Raw genomic sequence first — 23,367 nt, 5'->3', positions numbered from 1 at the left:
AGGCGAAAAAAAGCGGGAGGATGAACATCCGTCCCGCCCGAGGTGAATCAGCGAGAGGCTAGGGCTTTTTCGCGAATCTGGCTCAGACTCATGCGCGGCGTCAGGGCTTCAGGGTCGACCTGCACCTCGATCAGCGCAGGCTTGCCGGAGGCGATGCAGCGCTCGAAGGCCGCCGCGAACTGTTCAGTGGCAACCACCGTTTCACCGTGCATGCCATAAGCCTGGGCCAGCGCAGCGAAGTCCGGGTTGTGCAGCTCGGTGCCCGATACGCGCCCCGGATAGCTGCGCTCCTGGTGCATGCGGATGGTGCCGTACATGCCGTTGTTGACCACCACCACGATCAGGCGTGCATCGTAGTGAGCAGCGGTCGCAAGCTCCTGCCCGTTCATCATGAAGCAGCCATCACCGGCAAAGGCCACCACCGTGCGGTCAGGGAAGGTGAGCTTGGCGGCCACTGCCGCCGGCACTCCGTACCCCATCGAGCCGTTGGTAGGCCCGAGCAAGGTACGGAAGGTCCGGTGTTGGTAACCGCGGTGCAGCCAACCGGTATAGTTGCCAGCGCCGCAAGTCATGATGCTGTCGTGTGGCAGGCGTTCGTTAAGCCAGGCGATCACCTCCCCCATCTGCACCGGCCCCGGCGAAGCCGGGCAGTCCAGGTTTGCGCGATAACCACCATTGAGGCGCCCGACCCAGTTGCTGAAGGCCTTGGGCCTGACCGCTGGCAAGGCTGCCACTTGGCTGGCGAAGGTTTTCATGCCGGCATTGATCGCAAGCGTCGGCTGATAGACACGCCCCAGCTCTTCAATGCCCGGGTGCACGTGCACCAGCTTCTGCTTGGGCACCGGAATATCGACCAACGCGTAGCCGCCCGTACTCATCTCACCCAAGCGAGCACCAATCACCAGCAACAGGTCACTGTTCTTGACCGCTTCGACCAGTTCTGGCCCCGCCGCCAACCCCAGGTCGCCGGCGTAGTTGGGCAAGGTGTTATCGAACAGGTCCTGGCAACGGAACGACGCAGCGACCGGCAGGTTCTGGGTTTCAATAAAGCGTTGAATGTCCGCGACCGCTTCGATGCTCCAGCCGCCACCACCGAGCACCACCAGCGGGCGCTGGGCCTCGCTGATCAGCGCTTGAAGCTGGCTTAGCGCCGCCGGCGACGCAGCTGCTTCGATGGCTTGCGCCGGGCCTGCGTCGGGCACATTGACAAGGTCGGTCAACATGTCTTCAGGCAACGCCACCACGACAGGTCCTGGCCGGCCGTTGGTGGCCCGATGAAACGCTTGGCTGAGCAGCTCAGGCAGGCGCGCCGCATCGTCTACTTCCACCACCCACTTGGCCATCTGGCCGAACATGCGGCGGTAGTCGATTTCCTGGAAGGCTTCACGTTCGACCTGATCGCGCGCCACCTGACCGATAAACAGGATCATCGGCGTGGAGTCCTGGAACGCCGTGTGCACGCCCACCGAGGCGTTGGTCGCGCCCGGCCCGCGGGTCACAAAGCAGATCCCGGGCTTGCCAGTGAGCTTGCCGTAGGCTTCGGCCATATAGGCGGCGCCGCCTTCCTGGCGACAGACAATCAGCTCGATGTCATCCTTGGCATCGTGCAGCGCGTCGAGCACCGCCAGGTAACTTTCACCCGGCACACAAAAGGCGCGTTCGACACCGTTGATACGCAAGGCATCGACCAGTACCTGCCCGCCGCTGCGCAGCCCCTTGGATTCATTGTTCATTGTGGTGTTCTCCATCAGGCGGCACGATCAGATGACCGAGTCTTCCAAAAAGGGGCGATTTTCGATCACACGCTGATAAGACAGCGCGCTCAAATCCAGGCTGCGATAGCCGCCATAGGTGATCAACTCGCTTAGGCCGCGACCGATGGCAGGCGCCTGCTGCAGGCCATGACCACTGAAGCCGTTGCAGAACAGGAAGTTGCCGACTTCGTTGTGCGGGCCGACGATGGCGTTGTGGTCCAGCACGCAGAAGTCGTAGTGGCCTGCCCAGGAGTTGACCACCTTGATCGCTTCAAACGCTGGTACACGCTCGGCCAGGATCGGCCAGACTTCGTCCTCAAATTCCTGATGCAGTACGTCGAAATCGTTGAAGTCCACTTCGGGGTCGTGCTTCGGGTAGGTGCCGCCCAAGTACAGATGACCTTCAGGCCGGAAGAACACACCCGTGGGGTCGATCGTCAGCGGCACGGTGCCTGGCAGCGGTGTGTGGCAATCGAACACGAACAGCGAGCGACGACGAGCCTCTACCGGAATATCCAGGCCGGCCATACGCGCGACCTGCCGACCTCGGGTGCCGGCGGTATTGACCAGCGTGCCGCAGCGAATTAGCTGACCATCGCCCAGGCGCACACCGGTGATCACATCGCCTTCGCGCAGCACTTCGACCACTTCGTTCTCGACATACTCCACGCCCAGGGAACGAGCCTTCTTGCGAAAGCCGTTCATGATCCCGTAGTTGTCGAACCAGCCTTCGTCTTTCTCGCCGTAAGTGCCACCGGCCAGGCTGTCGGGATTGACCCAGGGGAAGCGCTTGATCAGCGCATCGGTGTCCATCAAGGTCACATCGGCGCCATTGTCCAGTTGGGTCTGGTGCAGGCGCTTGAGCACCTCAAAGCCCTTGTTGTCGGCCAGGAACAGATAGCCGTTTTCTTTGAAAGCCAGGTCCGGCTTTTCGCCGTTGACTTGCATCAACTCAGGGAAGTCGCGGATGAACTGGGCGCCAAAACGCGAAATCTGGATGTTAATCGGGTTGGAGAACTGGACGCGGATGGAGCTGCTGGACAGCGCCGAGGCCGACTGGGCGTAGGTCCAGTCGCGCTCGACCACCAGCACGGAACCGGTGAAATCCGGGTTGTTGGCCAAAAAATAGGCCGTGGCGCTGCCGTTGACCGCGCCGCCAACGATCACTACGTCGTAATGCTGCTTTGTTGCTGTCGAAGCCATGGCTTGGACCTCTGAGAATGCGTTGGAATGACGTTATTTCGGGTCTTCGAAATGGCCGGCGCCGGCGAAATTGCCGCCGTGAAAACGCGCGGCGGGCTCGTTGGGGGCCAGCGGTGGGTGGTTGGCGAGCACTTTTTCGCGATAGACGTCGGCGCTGTCCTGGGGGGCATAACCAATGGAGGACGCCATGCGGTTGTCCCAGAGGCTTTCGCGGTTGGCCGACATGCCATAGACGATCATGTGTGCCACGCGCGGTGCCGTCAGCGAACGTTCAACCAACTGGGCGAAATCACCGAACGACAGCCAGGTGGCGAGCATGCGGCGGTCCAGCGGCTCTTCGAACGAGGAGCCAATACGCAGGTTGACCGACTCGATGCCGAACTTGTCCCAGTAATAGCGGCCCAGGTCTTCGGCGAAGCACTTGCTCACGCCGTACAGGCTGTCGGGGCGGTGCGGCACGCTGGCGTCGATGGTTTCGGTACGGTCATAGAAGCCGATGGCGTGGTTGGAACTGGTGTAGATCACCCGCTTCACGCCGTGCTGGCGCGCGGCTTCGTAGACGTTGTAGGTGCCGACGATGTTGCCGTTGAGAATCGAGGCGAAGGTATTTTCCACCGGAACGCCACCGGCATGAATGATCGCATCGACACCCTCCGCCAGCGGCAGTACGTCGGCCAGGTTACCCAGGTCGCAACACACCAGCTCCTCATGGGGCCCGGCACTGCCCATGTCGGCGATGTCGGTCAGGCGCAGCTCATCGGCCAGTTCGCGCAGGTGCGCGCGCAAGACTTTGCCCAGGCGGCCGGCAGCACCGGTAATCAACAGTCGTTTGAAGGGTTTGCTCATGGTCGAAGTCTCGAATTCGTGAATGTCAGGCCGACAGTCAAACCAGCGCGGCCAGAGCTATGCGCAACTGGGAAATGGCCTGCTCCAGTTGCTCACGCGACGTGGCGAAAGACAGGCGGATATAAGGCTGCAAACCGAATGCCGAACCCGGCACCGTCGCCACCTTGCCGTCGCGCAGCAGGTAGTTGGCAAGGTCAGTATCGCTTTCGATCAATTGGCCATCGGGGGTGCGCTTGCCAATGAACGCAGCACACTTGGGAAAGGCGTAGAACGCCCCTTCCGGCATCTGCAGTTCCAGCCCGTCGATGGCCGCCAACCCTTCCACCACCATGGCGCCACGCGCCTGGTATTCGCGATTGGCCTTGCGGACGAAATCCTGCGGGCCATTCAAGGCGGCCACGGTCGCCAGCTGCGAGATCGATGAGGGGCAAGTCGTGGTCTGCGACTGGGTCTTGTTCATGGCCACGATCAGTGCCTTGGGACCTGCGGCGTAGCCCAGGCGGTAGCCAGTCATGGCATAGGCCTTGGAGACACCATTGATCACCAGGGTGCGCTCGCGCAGCTGCGGGCAGGCCTTGACGAAGGGCACGAAGGGCTTGTCTCCAAGAATGATGTGCTCGTAGATTTCATCGGATATCACCAGCACCCTCGGGTGACGCTCCAGCACGGCGCCCAAGGCTGCGAACTCGTCGCGGCTGTAGATCGCGCCGCAAGGGTTGTTGGGCGAGTTGAGCATCAGCCAGCGGGTGCTGGGCGTGATGGCTGCTTCCAGGCGCTCGGCATCGAGCTTGAAGCCGTATTCCGAACCGCAGGGAATGACCTTGGGTACGCCGCCGTTGAGCAGCACCATATCGGTGTACGACACCCAGTACGGTGCCGGGGTGATCACTTCATCACCCTCCTCCAGCGTTGCCAGGAAGGCGTTGAACAGTAGCTGCTTGGCGCCATTGGCGATGCAGATTTCGTCCTGCCCGTAGCTCAAGCCATTCTCGCGTTCAAACTTGGCGACAATGGCCTGGCGCAGCTCGTCGTAGCCGTTCGGCGCGGTGTAGTGGTTGTTGCCGTCCAGCATGGCCTGGTAGGCTGCCTCGATCACGTGGGCCGGGGTGTTGAAATCCGGCTCGCCGAGGCTCAGGTTGATCACCGGCTCACCCTTGGCGAGCATCTGCTTGGCCAACACCGAGACCGCCATGCTGGGCGAGCTCTTGACTGTCTTGACGCGTGAACTCTGAAATTCCATGGCTCAGTTCCCCTGCCCAGGCTCGTAGCCGTAATCGTTGCGCGCTTGCTCGGCACTGATGTATCCGAAGCGCAGGTCCCGTGCGACTTCGTTACGATCACGCTCGCGCGGCTCGCCGTAACCTCCGCCGCCGGGCAGGCTCAGCACCAGACGGCGCTCGGCCGGTACAAACTGCTGGCCCTTGCCACGCAACACCGTGCCGTCGTCCAGGCCGACATAACCTTTCGAACCTTCCTTGCCCCCTTCCAGGCCGCGTGCCGGGTACTGGATACGGTCGAACATGGCGCTGAAGCGGAACGAATAGCCCTCCGCCGCCGAGACTTCGATCTCCTGGCCCAAGCCACCGCGCAGCAGGCCGGCACCGCCAGAACCTTCACGAAGCTCTTTGCGCCAGACAATCACAGGGCCTGCGTGCTCGGTGGCCTCGACCGGCATGGTGTGCACGCCGCTCGGAAACGCCGTGGCACTGAGGCCATCTTTGCCGGCACGGGCGCCCATGCCGCCACTGTTGAACATCAGCATCTCGGCGTTTCGACCGTTCGGGTTGGTTTCCAGCGGGCGCACGCTCAGGTGCAAGTTCCACAGGGCGCTGGCGCCTTCGGCGGGCACCTGGCCAGGCAGGCAATTGTGTAGCGCACCGAGTACCAGGTCCGGGACAAAGTGGCCCAACACATGGCGAACCGATACCGGGGCCGGGTGCTTGGCGTTGAGGATGCAGCCTTCAGGCGCAATGACCTCGAACGGTGCCAGCGATGCCGAGTTGTTCGGGATTTCTGGCGCCACAATGCACTTGAGGCCGTAGCAGGCGTAAGCCTTGGCATAGCCCAGCGGTACGTTGATACCGAACTGGCTCATACCGGACGTGCCGGTAAAGTCCGTGAGGATGCCATCCGGGCCAACCGTCAAGGTCACTGCCAGGGTCACGGGTACGTCGTAGCCGTCCAGGGTCATACTGTTCTGATAGATGCCGTGGGGCAGCGATTTGAAGCATTCCAGCGTGGCGCGGCGACTGTGCTCCAGAATAAAGCCGCCGATGTGTTCCAGGTCTTCCAGGCCGAACTCTTCAAGCATGCTCAGCAGACGTTTGTGGCCAGTTTCGTTGCAGGCCGACAAGGCGTAGAAGTCGCCCACGACCCGATCATTTTCGCGCACGTTATTGCGCAGGATATTGATGAAGTCGCGGTTAACCTGGCCTCGCTCGAACAGCTTGAGGATCGGGATGAACAGACCTTCTTCATAGACCTCACGGGCATCAGGGCCAAAACCACGTCCACCAATGTCCACCACGTGGGCAGTACTGGCGAAATAACCGATCAGCTTGCCCTTGTAGAACGAGGGCGAAACGATGGTGATGTCGTGCAAGTGACCGGTGCCCTTCCAAGGGTCGTTGGTTACATAGACATCGCCTTCGAAAATGTTGTCGATGCCGATGTCATTGATGAAATGCACAACCGCTTCAGCCATAGTGTTGACGTGACCGGGGGTACCGGTGACCGCCTGGGCCAACATATTGCCGGCGCGGTCGAAGACCCCGGCCGACAAGTCGCCCGCTTCACGCACGCTGGTGGAGAACGCGGTGCGGATCAGGGTCAGGGCCTGCTCTTCTACCACCGAGACCAGGCGATTCCACATCACCTGCATCTGAATATCGATCAATGTTTCGCTCATGAGAAATCGCCTTCTATGCAAATGACGCTTAGCGCCGAACGACCAGCAGGCAGCCGTCGGGCTGGACAGTGGCGGTGAACGAGGACGACACGAAAGTCGAGGTTTCTCGCTCTGCAATGATGGCCGGGCCGTCGATCCGCGCCCCTGCCTGCAGTTCTTCGCGCTGATAGATGCCAGCATCGACAAACCCGCCACCGGCCACATCGAAGACTTCGCGACGCGTGACTTCATGGGCACGATGGGAGGCCTTGACCTGTTCGACCGGCTCCACCGGTTGCAGTGGCGAACTGGCTTTGACCGACCAGCTGACAATCTCGATATCCGGCCCGTCGATCGGACGACCGAAGAACATGGTGTAGGCCGCTTCGAACAGTGTCTTGAATTGCGTCGTGTCGCTGTTGCTGAACGGCTTGAAGGGTACGCTGACAGGGATTTCCCAGCCCTGGCCGACATAACGCATGAACGCTGTGCATTCCAGTTCCGGCTCACCGACAGGCATGCCTTGGCGCAAAAAGCCAATGGACTCAGCCTTCATGTCGTCGATCAATGCATTGACTTGTGGTGCATCGAACTCGGACAGGCGCACGAACGAACTGCGCACGGCCTCATAGCCAAATGGCGCACGCAAGAAACCGATGGCCGACCCCACGCCGGCACCGGCAGGTACCAAGAAGCGTGAGACCCCCATTTTTTCGCACAGGCGCGCCGCGTGCAGCGGGCCACCGCCACCGAAGGTGATCATGGTGTAGTCAGCGATGTCCTTGCCGCTTTCAACGGCATGCACGCGACCGGCGTTGGCCATGTTTTCGTCGACCACTTCGCAGATGCCGTAGGCAGCGGTCAGGGCTTGCATATTCAACGGGCCACCGATGACACGGGCAACGGCAGAAGCGGCGTTGTCGACAGAAAGACGCAGTGCGCCACCTGCGAAGTTATCGGCATCCAGCCGGCCCAGCAGCAGGTTGGCGTCGGTGATCGTGGGCTCCAGGCCACCGCGACCGTAGCATGCAGGGCCGGGTTCGGAGGCCGCGCTGTGCGGGCCAACGCGAATCTGGCGCATGCTGTCGATACTGGCGATTGAACCACCACCGGCACCAATCTCGACCATTTCCACTACCGGGATGGAAATCGGCATGCCACTACCTTTCTTGAAACGATAGGTACGCGCCACTTCGAACGTCTTGGCGGTCTTGGGCACCTTATTTTCAATCAGGCAAATCTTTGCGGTAGTGCCGCCCATGTCGAAGGACACCACTGAATCAAGTTCATATTTACGAGCGATGTCGGCCGCGAAGATCGCGCCACCGGCGGGGCCGGATTCCACCAGGCGCACCGGAAACTCGGCAGCACTTTGGATCGAAATGATGCCGCCACCGGAGTGGATCATGAACACCGGGCAATCGGCGCCGGCCTGCTTGAGGGTCACCACCAGGCGATCCAGGTAGGACTTGATCAGCGGCTTGACGTAGGCGTTGGCGCAGACAGTATTGAAACGTTCGAACTCGCGCATCTGCGGCGAAACTTCGCTGGAAATCGAGACCGATACATTCGGCAGGCGTGCTTGCAGGGCATCGCGCACCAGCCGTTCATGAGTGCCGTTGACATAGCTGTGGATCAAACCGACGGCGATGCTTTGGTAATTGCCTTCGGCAATGCGCTCCACCAGGGCATCGATGTCTGCCTGTTGCGGCGCAATCAGCACCTCGCCATGCACATCCAGGCGTTCGCGCAAGGTGTAGCGGTGTTCGCGCTCGATCAGCGGCGGCGGCAAGGTAATGTTGATGTCGTACTGTTCAAAACGGTTTTCGGTGCGCATTTCCAGCGTATCGCGAAAACCTTCGGTGGTGATGAAGGCCGTACGCGCACCGCGTCGCTCGATCAGGGCGTTGGTGGCCAGGGTGGTGCCATGAATCAGTTGGTCGATATCGGACAGTTTCAGCCCTGCCGCTTCGACGACCATATTGACGCCGGTGAGAATTGCACGTTCGGGCAATTCGTAGTCGGTGAGAATCTTGGTCGAATGCAATACCCCGTCGATGTCCAACGCGATATCCGTAAAGGTTCCACCTATGTCCACGCCGACTCGACATGAAGTAGCAGTCATCAAAGTATCCCCTGAAATTCTTGAACTCATGGCCAGCGGTGATAAGCCCGCCCCTGATGTAAGTTATATGTTGTCTTACATGTGGTCAAGTACTAACACTACGCCTTTTGAATCGATTGTATTTACCGGAATGCCGGACCACTGCGATGACCTTGCCGCAATGCATCAGGCAAACCGAAGCGCGCCCATCGCAGGTAAATCGGAACGCCGAACCGCCTGCCCCTACAGCCCCGAGTGTGTCTTGACCATCCGCGAGCCACCCACGGCCTGGGCCGTCGGGAATACTTCGAGGCGCGACACATCCACCTGCTGCGGCAAACGCAGGGCAGCCAGCAACAATTGAGCTATGTCTTCGGGCTGGATCGATTCATAGCCCTCGTACAGCTCACTACCCGCCGCTTGCATGCCCATGGCGGTTTTATACAGCTGAGTCTGCACCCTCCCCGGTGCAATCTCGGTCACGCGCACCCCAGTACCCAGCAGGTCGCAGCGCAAGGCATCACAGAACAGGCTGACCCCGGCCTTGGAAGCACCGTACACCGCCGCGCCCGGATGCGGTGCTCGACCGGCACTGGAGCCCAGGAAAAACAGATGACCATGCCCGCGCGCAATCATGCCGGGCACTACCTGGCGAGTGAGGTGCAATGGCGCTTTGAGGTTGATATCGAACATGTTGTCGATTTCAGCCGGGTCGATATCCTGGAACGAAGCACGCGTGGAGAGAATACCGGCGTTGTTGACCAGCACATCCACCGGGTATTGCGCGAGGATTTCGGCAAACGCGCCCACCTCTCGCACATCCGCCTGCAATGCAATCACACCCTCTTCGGCGCGCAAGGCATCCAGCGCTTCGCGGCTACGACCCACCGCAATCACCTGCAGCCCGGCGTCACGCAGGGCCAGCACAATCGCCTTGCCGATACCGCTGGTCGCGCCCGTCACCAGCGCCGTGCGGTACAGGGCCGATACCGAGTTGGAATCAGGCATAGATGTAGCCCCCACTGACGATCACGTTCTCGCCAGTCGCATAAGAGTTGCGGCTGCTGCCCATCATTACGATCCACTCGGCGATCTCAACAGGCTCGGCAGCACGGCCCAGCGGATTAGCCGCGGCCAACTCACCCAGAAAGCCCAATTGCTTGGCGCGCTCGGTAGCAAAACCCGCTGGCGCAACGGAGTTGACCAGGATCTGGTCTTTGGCGCAGGCCTGGGCAAAAGATTTGGTCAGACTGACCACGGCTGCCTTGGTGGCGGCATAGTGGGCATTTTGCGGGTGGGCCTTGAAGGCATCCACTGAAGTGACATTGACGATGCGACCGGTCACAGCTGGAGCCGCCACATAGGCCTGCATGTGTTTAACGGCGGCGACCATCATGTGATAGGTGCCCTTGATGTTGACGGCGTTCTCCAGATCCCACTCTTCGTCGGTGATCTCCAGAATATCCTTGCGTGGATAAATCGCGGCACTGTTAACCAGGCAATCCACGCGCCCCAAGGCATTGACGATCTGTGCAAACGCCGCATGGGCGCTGTCCTGGCGGGAGATATCGCCCACGGCAGTGGCAATCTCGCACCCATCCACCTGCAGCAGCTTGGCTGCCTCGACCATCAGTTGCTCATTGCGGTCAATAATGCCGATTTTCCTGGCGCCGCGTTTCTGCATTAACTTGGCTGTTTCCAACCCCAGACCCGATGCCCCGCCTACGATTACAACCGTTTGACCTTCCATACGACACCTCGCGATTTAGCCTTTACGTAAGATGCCTGTTGTCTTACATTTGGTCAAACGCAATTTACGCGCTGCCTGCCGCCCCAACACCCTTCTGCAAACAGGGATTCACCATGCCAGCGGCCGCTCGTTCCTCCCCTGCTCACACCACCCGCGATCGCGGGCTCGCTCTACCACCACATCGAAAACAAGCAATGCCTGCTGTTCGAGCTGATCGAGCCTGCCCTTTCAGACCTATAGTCTTATACCAGCCGCAGTCTCCGAGGCGCCCGCTGTCCGACCGAACGCCTGCAGCGTTCCGTACAGGCATACGTCGCCTTCAATCTGGCGGAAAAACACCGACTGCGATCAGATCGGTCTGATTACCCATGCGGTGATAGGCATGCTTTATGGGCAGTTGCAGTGGGAAATGATCGAGATCAGTGAACAGCACCTGGTACAGGCGCTCACTCTCTTTGCCAGCAGCCTTATCGCCAGCGGAAAATCGATGGCAGGCCAGGCCTGCTGACATCCGGGCGGCGACTGGCCTGCAATTGCCGCTTGAGCACCTTCAATGGCGGCGCATATAGAAAGCCGAACGAAACACTGTTCTGACGTCCCTTCACCGCATGGTGCAGCAAATGCGCCTGGTACAAACGCTTGAGATAGCGATTTTTCGGCCTGGCCCGAACCGGCCAATGCCGATGCACGATGCCGTCATGGACGATCACATAAATCAGCCCGAACGCCGCCACGCCGGCGCCCACCCATTGCAGCGGCTCATGGCCACTGTTGCCCAACACGACCAAGCAGATTGCCACCGAGGCCAAAACCAGTAGATAGACGTCATTGGTTTCAACCGCGCCCAGGTGCTCCTCGTGGTGGGAGCGATGCAGAAACCAACCCCAGCCGTGCATGATGTATTTATGCGCGGCAAAGCCCACCCCTTCCATTGCGATGAGGGTGCAGAGAAAAATGGCGATCTTGAAAATCATAGGCGTCTGGCGTTAGTAACCGCCGCAAGCATACCGGTGCGGGGTCGAAAAGTAGGACTAATCTTGTTTGTTTGTAGGATTCTGCCACAGGTTCAAGGTTGGTGATCAACGTTCCGGTCCGTATGATCTCCTCAAAATTCCCGCAGAATAGAAGCCTATGTCTTTGATAGTTCTACTGCTACTGCCCTTCATCGGCAGTTGTCTGGCAGCCGTGCTGCCGCACAACGCACGTAACAGCGAATCCCTGCTCGCGGGTCTCGTGGCCTTGATCGGTGCCGTTCAGGTGGCAATGTTCTATCCGCAGATTGCCCACGGCGGGGTTATTCGCGAAGAAATTCTCTGGCTGCCCAGCCTAGGCCTGAACCTGGTCCTGCGCATGGACGGCTTTGCCTGGCTGTTTTCCATGCTGGTGCTGGGTATTGGTGCGCTGGTGTCGCTGTATGCCCGATACTACATGTCACCCCAGGACCCGGTACCGCGCTTCTTTTCATTCTTCCTGGCGTTCATGGGCGCCATGCTGGGTGTGGTGATCTCCGGCAACCTGATCCAGATCGTGTTTTTCTGGGAATTGACCAGCCTGTTCTCGTTCCTGCTGATCGGCTATTGGCACCACCGGGCCGATGCCCGCCGTGGTGCCTACATGGCGCTGATGGTGACCGGCGCCGGTGGCTTATGCCTGTTGGTCGGTGTGCTGCTGCTCGGCCATGTGGTCGGCAGCTACGACCTGGACAAGGTCTTGGCTGCCGGTGAACTGATCCGCGACCATGCCCTCTATCCCCCTCTGCTGGCCTTGATCCTCATTGGCGCCTTGAGCAAAAGCGCACAATTCCCCTTCCACTTCTGGCTCCCACACGCCATGGCTGCGCCGACACCGGTGTCGGCCTACCTGCATTCGGCGACCATGGTCAAGGCCGGTGTGTTTTTGCTGGCTCGCTTGTGGCCCGTGCTGTCGGGGAGTGATGAGTGGTTCTGGATCGTCGGGGGTGCGGGCGCCTGCACCCTGGTCCTGGGCGCCTACACCGCGATGTTCCAGTCAGACCTCAAGGGCCTGCTCGCCTACTCGACCATCAGCCACCTGGGCCTGATTACCCTGCTGCTGGGCCTGAACAGCCCGCTGGCCGCCGTGGCGGCGGTGTTTCATATCCTCAACCATGCCACCTTCAAGGCCTCGTTGTTCATGGCGGCTGGCATCATTGACCATGAAAGCGGCACCCGAGATATTCGTAAACTCAGTGGTCTGATTCGCCTGATCCCCTTTACGGCGACCCTGGCCATGGTGGCCAGCGCCTCCATGGCCGGCGTCCCGCTGCTCAACGGTTTTTTGTCCAAGGAAATGTTCTTTGCCGAAACCGTGTTTATCAACTCCACCACCTGGGTCGAAGCTTCGCTGCCGGTGATCGCGACCCTCGCCGGGACCTTCAGCGTCGCCTATTCGCTGCGCTTTACCGTCGACGTCTTCTTCGGCCCAACGGCCACCGACCTGCCCCACTCGCCCCATGAGCCGCCACGCTGGATGCGCGCACCGGTGGAACTGCTGGTGATGACCTGCTTGCTGGTGGGGGTCTTCCCTGCCCAGATCGTTGGGCCGATCCTCGCTGCAGCGGCGCTGCCGGTGGTGGGCGGCACGCTGCCCGAGTACAGCCTGGCCATCTGGCACGGCTGGAACGCCCCGATGATCATGAGCCTGATTGCCATGTCAGGCGGCATCCTCCTCTACCTGTTGCTGCGCTCTGCGCTCAAGGAAGGTCGAGTCTCGCACCCGCCCTTGATTCGCCACCTCAACGGCAAGCGCCTGTTCGAACGCGGCCATATTCTGCTGATGCGCCTGGCACGCCGCTTCGAGCACCTGTTCACCACCCGGCGTTTGCAAGTACAGCTGTTCATGCTGGTGCTGATCGCTTTCCTGGCGGGGCTGTTGCCGATGATCGAGGGCGGCCTGAGTTGGGGCGACCGGCCGAAGATCCCGGGTTCCGGGGTCTTCGTCATTCTCTGGCTGATCGCGATCGCCTGCGCTATCGGTGCGGCCTACCAGGCCAAGTACCATCGGCTTGCTGCCTTGACCATGGTCAGTGTGTGCGGGCTGATGACCTGCATCACCTTTGTCTGGTTCTCGGCGCCTGACCTGGCCCTGACCCAACTGGTCGTAGAGGTGGTGACGACTGTGCTGATCCTGCTGGGCCTGCGTTGGTTGCCTCGGCGAATCGAAGATGTCTTGCCTTTGCCCGGCAGCGAAACTCGCGCCCGCGCCAGACGCTTGCGTGACCTGGTGCTGGCCCTGTTGGTCGGCGGCGGCATGGCGGTGCTGTCATACTCGATGCTGACCCGCGCGACGCCCAACGACATCTCCTCGTTCTACCTCAGCCGAGCCTTGCCAGAAGGCGGGGGCAGCAATGTGGTCAATGTCATGCTGGTGGATTTCCGCGGCTTCGACACCCTGGGTGAAATCACGGTCCTGGTGGCCGTGGCGCTGGCCGTGTTCGCCCTGCTGCGACGCTTCCGCCCACCCCGTGAAAGCCTGCAACTGCCCGCCCAGCAGCGCCTGTTGGCGCCGGACGTGGTGACTGACCTGGTCAACCCACGCAGCGCCGATGACACGGCCCTGGGCTTCATGATGGTGCCCGCCGTGCTAGTACGCCTGCTGCTGCCCATGGCCCTGGTGGTGTCGATGTATTTGTTCATGCGCGGCCATAACCAGCCGGGCGGCGGCTTTGTGGCGGGGCTGGTGATGTCGGTGGCCTTTATCCTGCAGTACATGGTCGCCGGCACCCAGTGGGTCGAGGCACAGATGAGCTTGCGTCCGCTGCGCTGGATGGGCACGGGGCTTTTGTGCGCGACCCTGACCGGGGTGGGCGCCTTACTCTTCGGTTACCCGTTCCTGACCACCCACACCGCCCACCTGCACCTACCGGTGCTGGGCGACATCCATATCGCCAGCGCGCTGTTCTTCGATGTCGGGGTGTTTACCGTGGTCGTCGGTTCGACCCTGTTGATCCTCACGGCGCTGGCCCACCAGTCTGTTCGCGCCTACCGCCCTGGCAGCCTGCCGAAAACCGTCGCACCCCAGGGAGCCGCCTGATGGAAGAAGTCATCGCAATCGCCATTGGCGTCCTGGCCGCTTCAGGCGTCTGGCTGATCCTGCGGCCACGGACCTTCCAGGTGGTGATGGGCCTGTGCCTGTTGTCGTACGGGGTCAACCTGTTCATCTTCAGCATGGGCAGCCTGTTTATCGGCAAGGAGCCGATCATCAAGGAGGGTGTACCGCAAGACCTGTTGAATTACACCGACCCCCTGCCCCAGGCGTTGGTGCTGACCGCCATTGTGATCAGCTTCGCGATGACGGCGTTGTTCCTGGTGGTGCTGCTGGCCTCACGCGGATTGACCGGTACTGACCATGTCGATGGCCGGGAGCCCAAGGAATGAGCTGGATGCCTGACCTGATTGTCGCTCCGATCTTGCTGCCACTGCTGACCGCTTCGCTGTTGCTGCTGCTGGGCGAACGCCATCGGCCGCTGAAAGCGCGGATCAACCTGCTGTCGACCCTGGTGGGCCTGGGTATTTCCATTGCCTTGCTGGTATGGGTCAACGCCCAGGGCCAGGCCAGCTCCATCGGCGTTTACCTGCCGGGTAACTGGCCAGCACCCTTTGGTATCGTACTGGTCGCCGATCGGCTGTCGGCCTTGATGCTGGTGCTCACCGGCATTATCGGGGTGTGCGCGCTGCTGTTCGCCATGGCCCGTTGGGACGGCGCCGGTTCCAGCTTCCACGCGCTGTTCCAGATTCAGTTGATGGGCCTGTATGGCGCATTCCTCACGGCCGACCTGTTCAACCTCTTCGTGTTTTTCGAAGTGTTGCTGGCGGCCTCCTATGGCCTGATCCTGCACGGCAGCGGACGGGCCAGGGTGACCGCGGGCTTGCATTACATTGCAATCAACCTGCTGGCCTCCTCGCTGTTTTTGATCGGCGCGGCGATGATCTATGGCGTGACCGGCACCTTGAACATGGCCGACCTGGCGCTGAAAATTCCCTTGGTACCCGAGGCTGATCGCGGCCTGCTGCACGCCGGCGCTGCGATCCTCGCCACCGCCTTTCTGGCCAAGGCCGGCATGTGGCCGCTGAACTTCTGGCTGGTACCGGCCTACTCGGCTGCCAGCGCCCCAGTGGCGGCGATGTTTGCCATCATGACCAAGGTCGGTATCTATACCGTGCTGCGGTTGTGGACACTGCTGTTTTCCGGGCAGGCCGGCGCTTCTGCGTTCTTCGGCGGCGAATGGCTGGTCTACGGCGGCTTGGCGACCATCGTCTGTGCCGCCGTGCCGATGCTGGCGGCGCAGCGCCTTGAGCGCATGGCCAGCCTCTGCATCCTGGTATCGGCTGGCATTCTGTTGTCTGCCATCGGCTTCGGCCAGGTGGCCCTGACCGGGGGCGCGCTGTTTTACATGGTCAGTTCAACCCTCGCCCTCAGTGCTCTGTTTTTGCTGGCCGAGCTGATCGAGCGTTCGCGCTCGGCCAACGAGCTTCCCCTGGAGGACGAAGGCGAGCCACTGCCCATGCCGTTGGAGTCGCTGCACCCGCCCAAGGGCATCAATCTGGATGATGAGCAGAAAGCCGTGATCGGCCAGGTGATCCCCTGGGCCATGGCTTTTCTGGGCTTGAGTTTTATCGCCTGCGTGCTGCTGATCGTCGGCATGCCGCCCTTTTCGGGTTTTATCGGCAAGCTGGCGCTGATGGGCGCATTGCTGAATCCGCAAGGGATGGGCATCGAATCACCGACAGCCATGCCACTGACGGGCTGGCTGATGATGGCCCTGTTGATTCTGTCAGGATTGGCCTCGTTGATCGCGATGGTACGCGTCGGCATTTCCAGGTTTTGGACACCTCAGGAACGCCCTTCGCCACTCTTGCGAGTGTACGAATGCGTGCCAATCGCCGTGTTGCTCGGCCTGTGCGTACTCTTGACGCTGCAGGCCGAGACCCTGTTGCGCTATACCCAGGATACCGCGGCGAGCCTTGCTGACCCGCAACCTTATATCAGGACGGTACTGGACACCCGCCCTGTTCCAGGCCCTGCCGCCCTGGCTGCCGGTACGCAGGTGCAACCATGAAGCAGCTATTTCCCGCACCCTTGTTATCGCTGGCCCTGTGGGGCCTGTGGCTGCTGTTAAACCTGTCCCTGAGCGCCGGCAACCTGTTGCTGGGGGCGTTATTGGCGTTTCTGGCACCGATCCTGATGGCGCCGCTGCGACCCAAGGCTGCGCATATCCGCCGCCCAGGCGTGATCGTGAAGCTGATTCTGCGTGTGGGTATCGATGCGGTGCTCTCAAACCTGCAGGTCGCATGGCGGGTCTGGACCGCACACCGGCAGGCACCACGCTCCCAGTTCGTCAAAGTCCCCCTGGACCTGCGCGATGCCCACGGCCTGGCCGCACTGTCGATGATCACGACGGTTGTACCGGGCACGGTCTGGTCAGAGCTGGCGCTGGACCGCAGCATCTTGCTGCTGCACGTCTTCGACCTGGAGGATGAGGCGCGATTTATCGAACACTACAAGACCACCTACGAGCACCCCCTGATGGAGATTTTCGAATGAGCGGCCTGCTAGCCAATGCCATCCTCATCAGCTTGTTCATCTTTGCGCTGGCCATGCTGATGACGTTGATCCGGCTGTTCAAAGGCCCCTCGGCCCAAGACCGGGTGTTGGCCCTGGACTACCTGTACATCCTGGCCATGCTGACCATGATGGTGCTGGGCATTCGCTACGCCAGTGACACCTATTTCGAAGGCGCCCTGCTGATCGCCCTGTTCGGTTTTGTCGGCTCCTTTGCCCTGGCCAAATTCCTGTTGCGCGGCGAGGTGATCGAATGAACACACTCAATGATCTTCCCCTCTGGGCTGAAGTGGCGACGGCTGCACTGCTGTTGCTGTCCAGCCTGTTCGCCCTCACCGGCGCCGTGGGTTTGCTGCGAATGAAGGATTACTTCCAGCGCATGCACCCTCCGGCCTTGGCCTCGACCCTGGGGACCTGGTGCGTGGCCTTGGCCTCGATCCTGTATTTTTCCGGCCTCAAGCACTCCCCGGTGCTGCATGCCTGGTTGATCCCGATCCTGCTGGCGATCACTGTGCCGGTCACCACCCTGCTGTTGGCACGCGCTGCGCTGTTTCGCAAACGCATGGCCGGAGACGATGTGCCGGCCGAGGTCAGCAGCCGGAGGTAGGAGCAGACTTTAGTCGCGATGGCATCGCCGCGGTCATCTTGCAAACCGTGTCGACGCCATCGCGACTAAAGTCTGCTCCTACAGACTGTCGCTGACTTTCTGCGCCACCTCGGCCGGCACCCAACCTTGCCACAACTGCGGGTTGGCCTTCAGAAATGCCTCAGCCGCCTGGCGAGGCGGCTGGTGATGCTCGCTCATCCGGGCCAACGCTGCGTTGAGCGGGTCAATCGGCAATTGAACCTTTTCAAAAAAGCCCGTCAGCTGCGGGTACTGGTCTTGAAAGGCCTTGGACACACCGATCGACAGCTTCGAGGGCAATGAACGAGTGGGTTTGGGATTAGGGTTGCTGGCATCGGTCAGGGTGGCCCAGGCCTGGGCATCGAAGGGTGGCTCTTGCAGCTGAACCAATTTGAAGCGCCCTAACAGGGGTGTCGGCGACCAGTAATAAAACAGCACGGGCTTACCGCGCTGGATCGATGAACTGATCTCGGCATCCAGCGCCGCCCCCGAACCGCTGCGAAAGTTCACGTAACTGTCACTCAAACCGTAGGCCTTGAGCTTCTGCGCATTCACAACCTCAGACGTCCAACCGATGGGGCTATTGAGAAAACGGCCTTTGCCTGGGGTTTCCGGGTCTTTGAAGACGTCCTTGTATTGCGCAAGATCCGTCACACTGCGCAAGTTGGGCGCCAACGCCTTGATGCCCCGGGCCGGATCACCCTTGATCACATACTCCGGCACCCACCAGCCTTCGGTAGCCCCCTTGACGGTGTCGCCCAAGGCAACCACTTTGCCTTCGGCTTCGGCCTTGACCCACACCGGGCTGCGCCCCGCCCACTCCTCGGCGATCACTTGAATGTCGTTCTTGGCCAGGGCCGTTTCCAGGGTAATGGTCGTGCCAGGCAGTGTATCGGTGGGCAAACCGTAGCCTTTCTCGACAATCACTCGCAGCGTTTCGGTAATGAAGCTGCCACTTTCCCAGTTCAAATCGGCAAAGTGAATAGGCGCATTGGCTGCCTGGCTCGGAGTATTGGCCAGGCATAAGCTGACACTGGCCAAGGCACTGACCATCAGGGCACGTAGTCGGGTCATGGGGCCACCTCAAATGGCGTCGGCATTCAGTTGAGTCAACTGACTGTAGCCGAGGTTCCCGGATTGACCTTTATCGCAGTGCGTTACTCGCTGGGCTTGAACGTCAATTCGCCCTTGCGCCATTTGGCGGCCTTGGCGGTCGCGGCCTTCAGGGTTTTGCTCAGGCCTTCCTGGAGTTCCTCGTGGGCGGCGAACACCATGACCACGGTATGACCTTCCTTGAACACAATGCCCTGCCCTTCAGACGTGCTGACAAAGGCATACTCGCCCAGGCCGTAAACCGTCAGCTTGATGTCGTGCAACTTGATTTCGAACTTGCCCCCTTCACGGCTGGGCAATACGGCGGCGCTGAAGTGATCGCCGACTTTCAATTTCAAGCCCGGCTTGTCGTCTACCACCAGGGCAGCTTCGGTATCGATCGGGATGATGCGAATACCTTCGGCACTTTGTTCGGTGACATATACAAAACGCGACTGGAACTGTTTGACCAACTTTGCCCTAAGATCCCCAAGAACGAACAGGGCATGCATATCCAAGCTACTGACTGCCAATGAAAATTCCTCAACATCGTTGAAAGCCCGCGCACATCAACGGGCTGCATGAATACGAAACAAATCGAGAGTAGTAAGGTGATGACACAAAGTCGCTACAGAGAGGCGTCAAGCCTTGAAGGAAAATGCGATTTTCCGGGCCAGCCAATGAGCGCAGCAGACGTTGTGCAGAAATCCTTACACAGAAATACCTTTTCCTACATCAACCCGCTGAAAAAAATGCGATAGCTGATCAGGAGATGCCGCAGACACCGGACAGTCACGACATCGCCATGCAGGGATGCACGGCGCTTACATTCAGACACACAGCATCGCTAAGGACGAATATGCACGAAAACACTGAAAGCCGTCGAGAGGCCAATACCAATGCCGAACACTTTCGCGACTGCCGGGACGACGCATTCTACCGGTTATCCATCCCCGACCACCAGAACGGCTTCCCTCGTTATCGAGTGATTGCCGCTGGCGTCGGCTTTTTCCACATCACTGAACACGCCACGGGGCACGTGCGCGGTTTCCGGCGCCGGCATGACGACGCCTGCGCACTGGCTCGAAACCTGGAAGCTTCGCCATGATCCGGCGAACTCTTGCGCCCGATAGGCCTCAGATGCAGTAGGCGTTCTTGCACAGGCTGGCAACCCTCTGCCCTGGAGATGATATGGACCTGCAACACATCACGCTGACCACCTTGTTCGACCAACTCGGCCTGGATTCAGACCCCAGCAGCATGGATGCCTTTATCGGCAGCCATCCCTTGCCTGATGACATAAATATTGCAGACGCCGAATTCTGGACGCCACAACAGGCAACCTTTCTGAAGGAAAAACTGTTGGACGATGATGACTGGGCACCGATCGTGGATGATTTGAACGAGCGGCTTCATCCTCATTGAGCGACTGCGATGAACGCACCGCGGATTGCCTGATGCACCGCGGTGTGGCCATCGCGGCTAAAGCCGGCTCCTACAATGCCTTAGCTGACCGACATTGGGGGGCGACCCAAACGTCCTGAATGAGGCATGTAAAAGCCCCGGGGTTGTTAACCCCGGGGCTTTTGGCGACATCTATCAGGCCTGGCGCTGATGCTTGTCGATCTGCTCGTGACGCTCCTGCGCCTCGATGCAATATTTGGTGGTGGGGCTGATCAGCAGGCGCTTGAGGCCAATCGGCTCACCACTGTCATCACACCAGCCGAAGGAGTCTTCACGGATACGCTCCAGGGCTTGTTCCAATTGTGGCAACAGGCGCTGGTCGCGGTCGATCACATTGACCAACCAGTGGCGCTCTTCTTCAACCGAGGCGGCGTCGGCAGGATCGGCAGGCGTGTCCAGGCCTTCGATGGCTACACGGCTCTGCTCGATGCGCGCCTGGGTTTCGCCTTTCATCGAATTGAGCAATTCGGTGAAGAACGCCAGTTGCGCTGCATTCATGTAGTCATCAGCCGGCATCGCCAGCAACTTTTCCTTGGTCATTGATTTCTCTATAAAAAATACGTGCATAAAGGCGAATCGGGTGCGCCGGGCGACGGGGTCGTCAGGCGCGGAATTCTTCAAGCACCATACGGCACTCAATTTACAGGGGGCGGCAGTCTACGGCCGACTTCGACACTGGGCAACCGAAAAGACAGCGAATTTGTCCTACAAATCCACTGTTTTCCCCTAAATAATGAAATAGACGGGGAAACAGGGGCTTTTATTGCAAAAAATCCAGGCAACATGGCTCAATAGTGGCTATTTACCCGATTCGTCCTTGCCTTCGAGACGATCCACCAGAAACGGCATCACCCCCAGGATCCCCAACGCAAACAGCGTGCTCAGCAGTGCGGTGGCCTCGCGCCCCATGCCGGCCGAAACGCCGATGGCGGCGGTCATCCACAGCCCCGCTGCGGTAGTCAGGCCTTTGACATGGCTGGTGGAATCACCATGGCCCTTAAGAATGGTCCCCGCACCCAGAAAGCCAATACCGGCCACAACTCCCTGCACGACCCGGCTCAAGGCCGCATCATCAGCCCCGGCCATCTGTGGTACCAGCACAAACAAGGCCGCGCCCATGGCCACCAGCATATGAGTACGCACCCCGGCCGCCTTGCCCTTGAGTTCGCGCTCAAAGCCCAGCACCGCTCCCATCAGGGCAGCCATTAATAGCCGCACCGTGATGCGAGTCAGTTGCTTGGCGTCGGTGATATCCGCGAACTCGGCCACCAATGTCAACCACACCTCATGCCACCAGGCGTCCATAGCGAGGTTCTCCCAGGCGATTGTTCAATGGACAACGAGGCATGGCACAAGTGCGCCGTCGACCGCCGTGACGATCGAAACTGACGAGGCGCTGCACATGTCAGTCGCTGTACTTCAGGGCCAAAGGGTGCCAATTACCGAACATGAAGCCGATGCGCTGACCGTGGCAGGCGCCGTGGACGGTCGCAAACATATTAAGAGCAGCGAGCCCGGCTCGGTCATCTGATACGGTTTTTATCGCCACAGCTGAGTCTGTTATGCAAACAGATGGGGCGCCATAGTGCTCAGGCCTGATAGAGGCTGATGAGCGACGAGACATGAGCGAACGTATCCCCGTCCAGATCCTAGAGCCAGCGGAGTTTTCCCCACGAAAAAAAGCCGCTAGCAGCGATCGACAGATTCATACCCGTAGTTTCAAAGGCTTTTTCCGCACCCTGCGCGTGACCTTCGCAGGCGCCTTGTTCGCGCTGTTTTTCGGCACGGCCTGGCTTGACTGGGGCGACCACCAGGCGGTGCTGTGGGACTTGGCGCAAAGCAAGTTTCATATTTTCGGAGCCACCTTCTGGCCCCAGGATTTCATCCTGTTATCTGCCCTATTGATCATCTGTGCCTTCGGGTTATTCGCCGTTACCGTGTTTGCCGGCCGGGTCTGGTGCGGCTACACCTGCCCGCAAAGTGTCTGGACCTGGCTGTTCATGTGGTGCGAAAAATTCACCGAGGGCGAGCGCAACCAGCGCATCAAGCTGGCCGCTGCTCCCTTGAGCCTGGGCAAGCTGCTACGCCGCGGGGCCAAGCACAGCTTGTGGCTGGCCATCAGCCTGGTTACGGCATTGACCTTTGTCGGCTATTTCACTCCGATCCGGCCGCTCGCTCAGGAGCTGCTTTCCCTGCAGCTGAGCGGTGTCAGCCTGTTCTGGCTGCTGTTTTTTACCGCCGCCACCTACCTCAACGCCGGGTGGCTGCGCGAAGCGGTGTGCATGCACATGTGCCCGTATGCGCGCTTTCAGAGTGTGATGTTCGACAAGGACACCCTGACCATCGCCTACGACCCGCGCCGAGGTGAAACCCGAGGCCCGCGCAAACGCGAAACGCCGCCCGCCAGCCAGGGCCTGGGCGACTGCATCGACTGTCAGATGTGCGTGCAGGTTTGTCCTACCGGTATCGATATTCGCGATGGCTTGCAGATGGAGTGCATCGGTTGCGCCGCCTGTATCGACGCCTGCGATTCGATCATGGACAAGATGGCCTACCCACGCGGGCTGATCGGCTACAAGTCTGAGCGTACCTTGCAAGGCGGCGTCACTCATCTGCTGCGGCCGCGGCTGATCGGCTACAGCGCCGTGCTGATCCTGATGGTGGGTGCGTTGGTGATGGCCTTACAGCAACGCTCGATGGTATCGCTGGATGTCACCAAGGACCGCGGTCTGTTCAGGGAGAATTCGCTGGGGCAAATCGAGAACATCTACAGTCTGAAAGTCATCAACAAGACGCAGCAAGCGCAAAGCTATGACATCAGATTAGTGAATGCCGATGGCTATGTGTTGCACGGCAAGACTCATCTCGAACTGACCGCTGGCGAGATCGCTGACCTCCCGGTGTCGGTGGCCATGCTTGCCGAACGCCCGCAGCACGGCTCTGAAGAGATCCGCTTTGAAGTGGTCGAGAGTGACCAGCCACACATACGCAGCCAAGCGGTGAGCCGCTTCGTCGCGCCAATCAATCGCTGATCCCTTACACTGCCCCCACACCTGCACACCG

General features: G+C 60.2%; 23 protein-coding genes. 10 read left to right on the top strand and 13 right to left on the bottom strand.

Going from position 1 to position 23,367, the window contains the following annotated elements; genetic code table 11:
- Positions 1-47: 47 nt before the first annotated feature.
- From AC3IX4_RS12240 to AC3IX4_RS12200, 9 genes are all read right to left on the bottom strand, one after another.
- Positions 48-1,733, bottom strand: coding sequence for a thiamine pyrophosphate-binding protein (locus tag AC3IX4_RS12240; RefSeq protein WP_489260772.1), 1,686 nt, complete (start codon positions 1,731-1,733; stop codon positions 48-50).
- A gap of 27 nt (positions 1,734-1,760) precedes the next feature.
- A complete protein-coding gene (locus tag AC3IX4_RS12235; protein WP_489260771.1) occupies positions 1,761-2,957 on the bottom strand; it encodes an NAD(P)/FAD-dependent oxidoreductase in 1,197 nt (398 codons plus the stop codon).
- A 33-nt stretch (positions 2,958-2,990) separates the two neighbouring features.
- Positions 2,991-3,803 (bottom strand): NAD-dependent epimerase/dehydratase family protein, encoded by an 813-nt coding sequence (locus tag AC3IX4_RS12230; RefSeq protein WP_489260770.1) that lies wholly within the window; start codon positions 3,801-3,803, stop codon positions 2,991-2,993.
- Positions 3,804-3,840: 37 nt separating this feature from the next.
- On the bottom strand, positions 3,841-5,043 hold the full coding sequence (locus tag AC3IX4_RS12225) for a pyridoxal phosphate-dependent aminotransferase (protein WP_489260769.1): 1,203 nt from the start codon (positions 5,041-5,043) through the stop codon (positions 3,841-3,843).
- A 3-nt stretch (positions 5,044-5,046) separates the two neighbouring features.
- Entirely contained in the window at positions 5,047-6,711 is a 1,665-nt protein-coding gene (locus AC3IX4_RS12220) for a hydantoinase B/oxoprolinase family protein (RefSeq protein ID WP_489260768.1), read from the bottom strand.
- 28 nt (positions 6,712-6,739) lie between these two features.
- Positions 6,740-8,815, bottom strand: coding sequence for a hydantoinase/oxoprolinase family protein (locus AC3IX4_RS12215; RefSeq protein WP_489260767.1), 2,076 nt, complete (start codon positions 8,813-8,815; stop codon positions 6,740-6,742).
- Between the two features lie 222 nt (positions 8,816-9,037).
- Entirely contained in the window at positions 9,038-9,802 is a 765-nt protein-coding gene (locus AC3IX4_RS12210) for an SDR family oxidoreductase (protein WP_489260766.1), read from the bottom strand.
- Positions 9,795-10,544, bottom strand: coding sequence for an SDR family NAD(P)-dependent oxidoreductase (locus AC3IX4_RS12205; RefSeq protein WP_489260765.1), 750 nt, complete (start codon positions 10,542-10,544; stop codon positions 9,795-9,797). The genes AC3IX4_RS12210 and AC3IX4_RS12205 overlap by 8 nt, the downstream gene beginning before the upstream one ends.
- A gap of 467 nt (positions 10,545-11,011) precedes the next feature.
- Positions 11,012-11,518: a sterol desaturase family protein gene (locus AC3IX4_RS12200; protein WP_489260764.1), complete on the bottom strand. Its 507-nt coding sequence runs from the start codon at positions 11,516-11,518 to the stop codon at positions 11,012-11,014.
- Between the two features lie 157 nt (positions 11,519-11,675).
- On the opposite strand from AC3IX4_RS12200, the gene AC3IX4_RS12195 reads away from it, so the two are divergent.
- Genes AC3IX4_RS12195 through AC3IX4_RS12170 form a run of 6 tightly spaced genes read left to right on the top strand, consistent with a single transcriptional unit; the run spans position 11,676 to position 17,730 of the window.
- A complete protein-coding gene (locus AC3IX4_RS12195) occupies positions 11,676-14,594 on the top strand; it encodes a monovalent cation/H+ antiporter subunit A (protein ID WP_489260763.1) in 2,919 nt (972 codons plus the stop codon).
- Entirely contained in the window at positions 14,594-14,938 is a 345-nt protein-coding gene (locus tag AC3IX4_RS12190) for a Na+/H+ antiporter subunit C (protein WP_043186251.1), read from the top strand. The genes AC3IX4_RS12195 and AC3IX4_RS12190 overlap by 1 nt, the downstream gene beginning before the upstream one ends.
- The gene (locus AC3IX4_RS12185) at positions 14,935-16,620 is read left to right on the top strand and encodes a monovalent cation/H+ antiporter subunit D (RefSeq protein ID WP_489260762.1); all 1,686 of its coding nucleotides are present in this window, start codon (positions 14,935-14,937) and stop codon (positions 16,618-16,620) included. Before AC3IX4_RS12190 ends, AC3IX4_RS12185 begins: the two co-directional genes overlap by 4 nt.
- A complete protein-coding gene (locus AC3IX4_RS12180; protein WP_489260761.1) occupies positions 16,617-17,105 on the top strand; it encodes a Na+/H+ antiporter subunit E in 489 nt (162 codons plus the stop codon). Before AC3IX4_RS12185 ends, AC3IX4_RS12180 begins: the two co-directional genes overlap by 4 nt.
- A complete protein-coding gene (locus AC3IX4_RS12175; protein WP_489260760.1) occupies positions 17,102-17,380 on the top strand; it encodes a K+/H+ antiporter subunit F in 279 nt (92 codons plus the stop codon). Before AC3IX4_RS12180 ends, AC3IX4_RS12175 begins: the two co-directional genes overlap by 4 nt.
- The gene (locus AC3IX4_RS12170; RefSeq protein WP_489260759.1) at positions 17,377-17,730 is read left to right on the top strand and encodes a Na+/H+ antiporter subunit G; all 354 of its coding nucleotides are present in this window, start codon (positions 17,377-17,379) and stop codon (positions 17,728-17,730) included. The genes AC3IX4_RS12175 and AC3IX4_RS12170 overlap by 4 nt, the downstream gene beginning before the upstream one ends.
- A gap of 78 nt (positions 17,731-17,808) precedes the next feature.
- On the opposite strand, the gene AC3IX4_RS12165 is transcribed toward AC3IX4_RS12170, so the two are convergent.
- Both AC3IX4_RS12165 and AC3IX4_RS12160 read right to left on the bottom strand, forming a co-directional pair.
- On the bottom strand, positions 17,809-18,801 hold the full coding sequence (locus AC3IX4_RS12165) for an ABC transporter substrate-binding protein (protein WP_489261277.1): 993 nt from the start codon (positions 18,799-18,801) through the stop codon (positions 17,809-17,811).
- Between the two features lie 104 nt (positions 18,802-18,905).
- A complete protein-coding gene (locus tag AC3IX4_RS12160) occupies positions 18,906-19,373 on the bottom strand; it encodes a hypothetical protein (protein WP_489260758.1) in 468 nt (155 codons plus the stop codon).
- Positions 19,374-19,699: 326 nt separating this feature from the next.
- Between AC3IX4_RS12160 and AC3IX4_RS12155 the strand changes: the two genes are divergently transcribed.
- Positions 19,700-19,948, top strand: coding sequence for a hypothetical protein (locus AC3IX4_RS12155; protein WP_489260757.1), 249 nt, complete (start codon positions 19,700-19,702; stop codon positions 19,946-19,948).
- Between the two features lie 83 nt (positions 19,949-20,031).
- Positions 20,032-20,265: a DUF2789 domain-containing protein gene (locus tag AC3IX4_RS12150; RefSeq protein ID WP_489260756.1), complete on the top strand. Its 234-nt coding sequence runs from the start codon at positions 20,032-20,034 to the stop codon at positions 20,263-20,265.
- Positions 20,266-20,439: 174 nt separating this feature from the next.
- Here the strand turns inward: AC3IX4_RS12150 and AC3IX4_RS12145 are convergent, their stop codons facing one another.
- Positions 20,440-20,844 carry a TraR/DksA family transcriptional regulator gene (locus AC3IX4_RS12145; protein WP_489260755.1) on the bottom strand — a complete coding sequence of 135 codons (405 nt, stop codon included), beginning with the start codon at positions 20,842-20,844 and terminating at the stop codon, positions 20,440-20,442.
- 258 nt (positions 20,845-21,102) lie between these two features.
- Positions 21,103-21,609: an MgtC/SapB family protein gene (locus AC3IX4_RS12140; RefSeq protein ID WP_489260754.1), complete on the bottom strand. Its 507-nt coding sequence runs from the start codon at positions 21,607-21,609 to the stop codon at positions 21,103-21,105.
- Positions 21,610-21,628: 19 nt separating this feature from the next.
- Here AC3IX4_RS12140 and AC3IX4_RS12135 point away from each other — a divergent pair, with 19 nt between their 5' ends.
- Positions 21,629-21,835 carry a DUF3203 family protein gene (locus AC3IX4_RS12135; protein WP_489261276.1) on the top strand — a complete coding sequence of 69 codons (207 nt, stop codon included), beginning with the start codon at positions 21,629-21,631 and terminating at the stop codon, positions 21,833-21,835.
- 91 nt (positions 21,836-21,926) lie between these two features.
- On the top strand, positions 21,927-23,336 hold the full coding sequence (gene ccoG, locus AC3IX4_RS12130) for a cytochrome c oxidase accessory protein CcoG (RefSeq protein WP_489260753.1): 1,410 nt from the start codon (positions 21,927-21,929) through the stop codon (positions 23,334-23,336).
- Positions 23,337-23,367: the final 31 nt, after the last annotated feature.

The organism is Pseudomonas sp. KH_021 (genome assembly GCF_057838865.1).
Note: the sequence above shows the minus strand (reverse complement) of the source record. Positions and strands in the feature narration are given on the sequence as shown.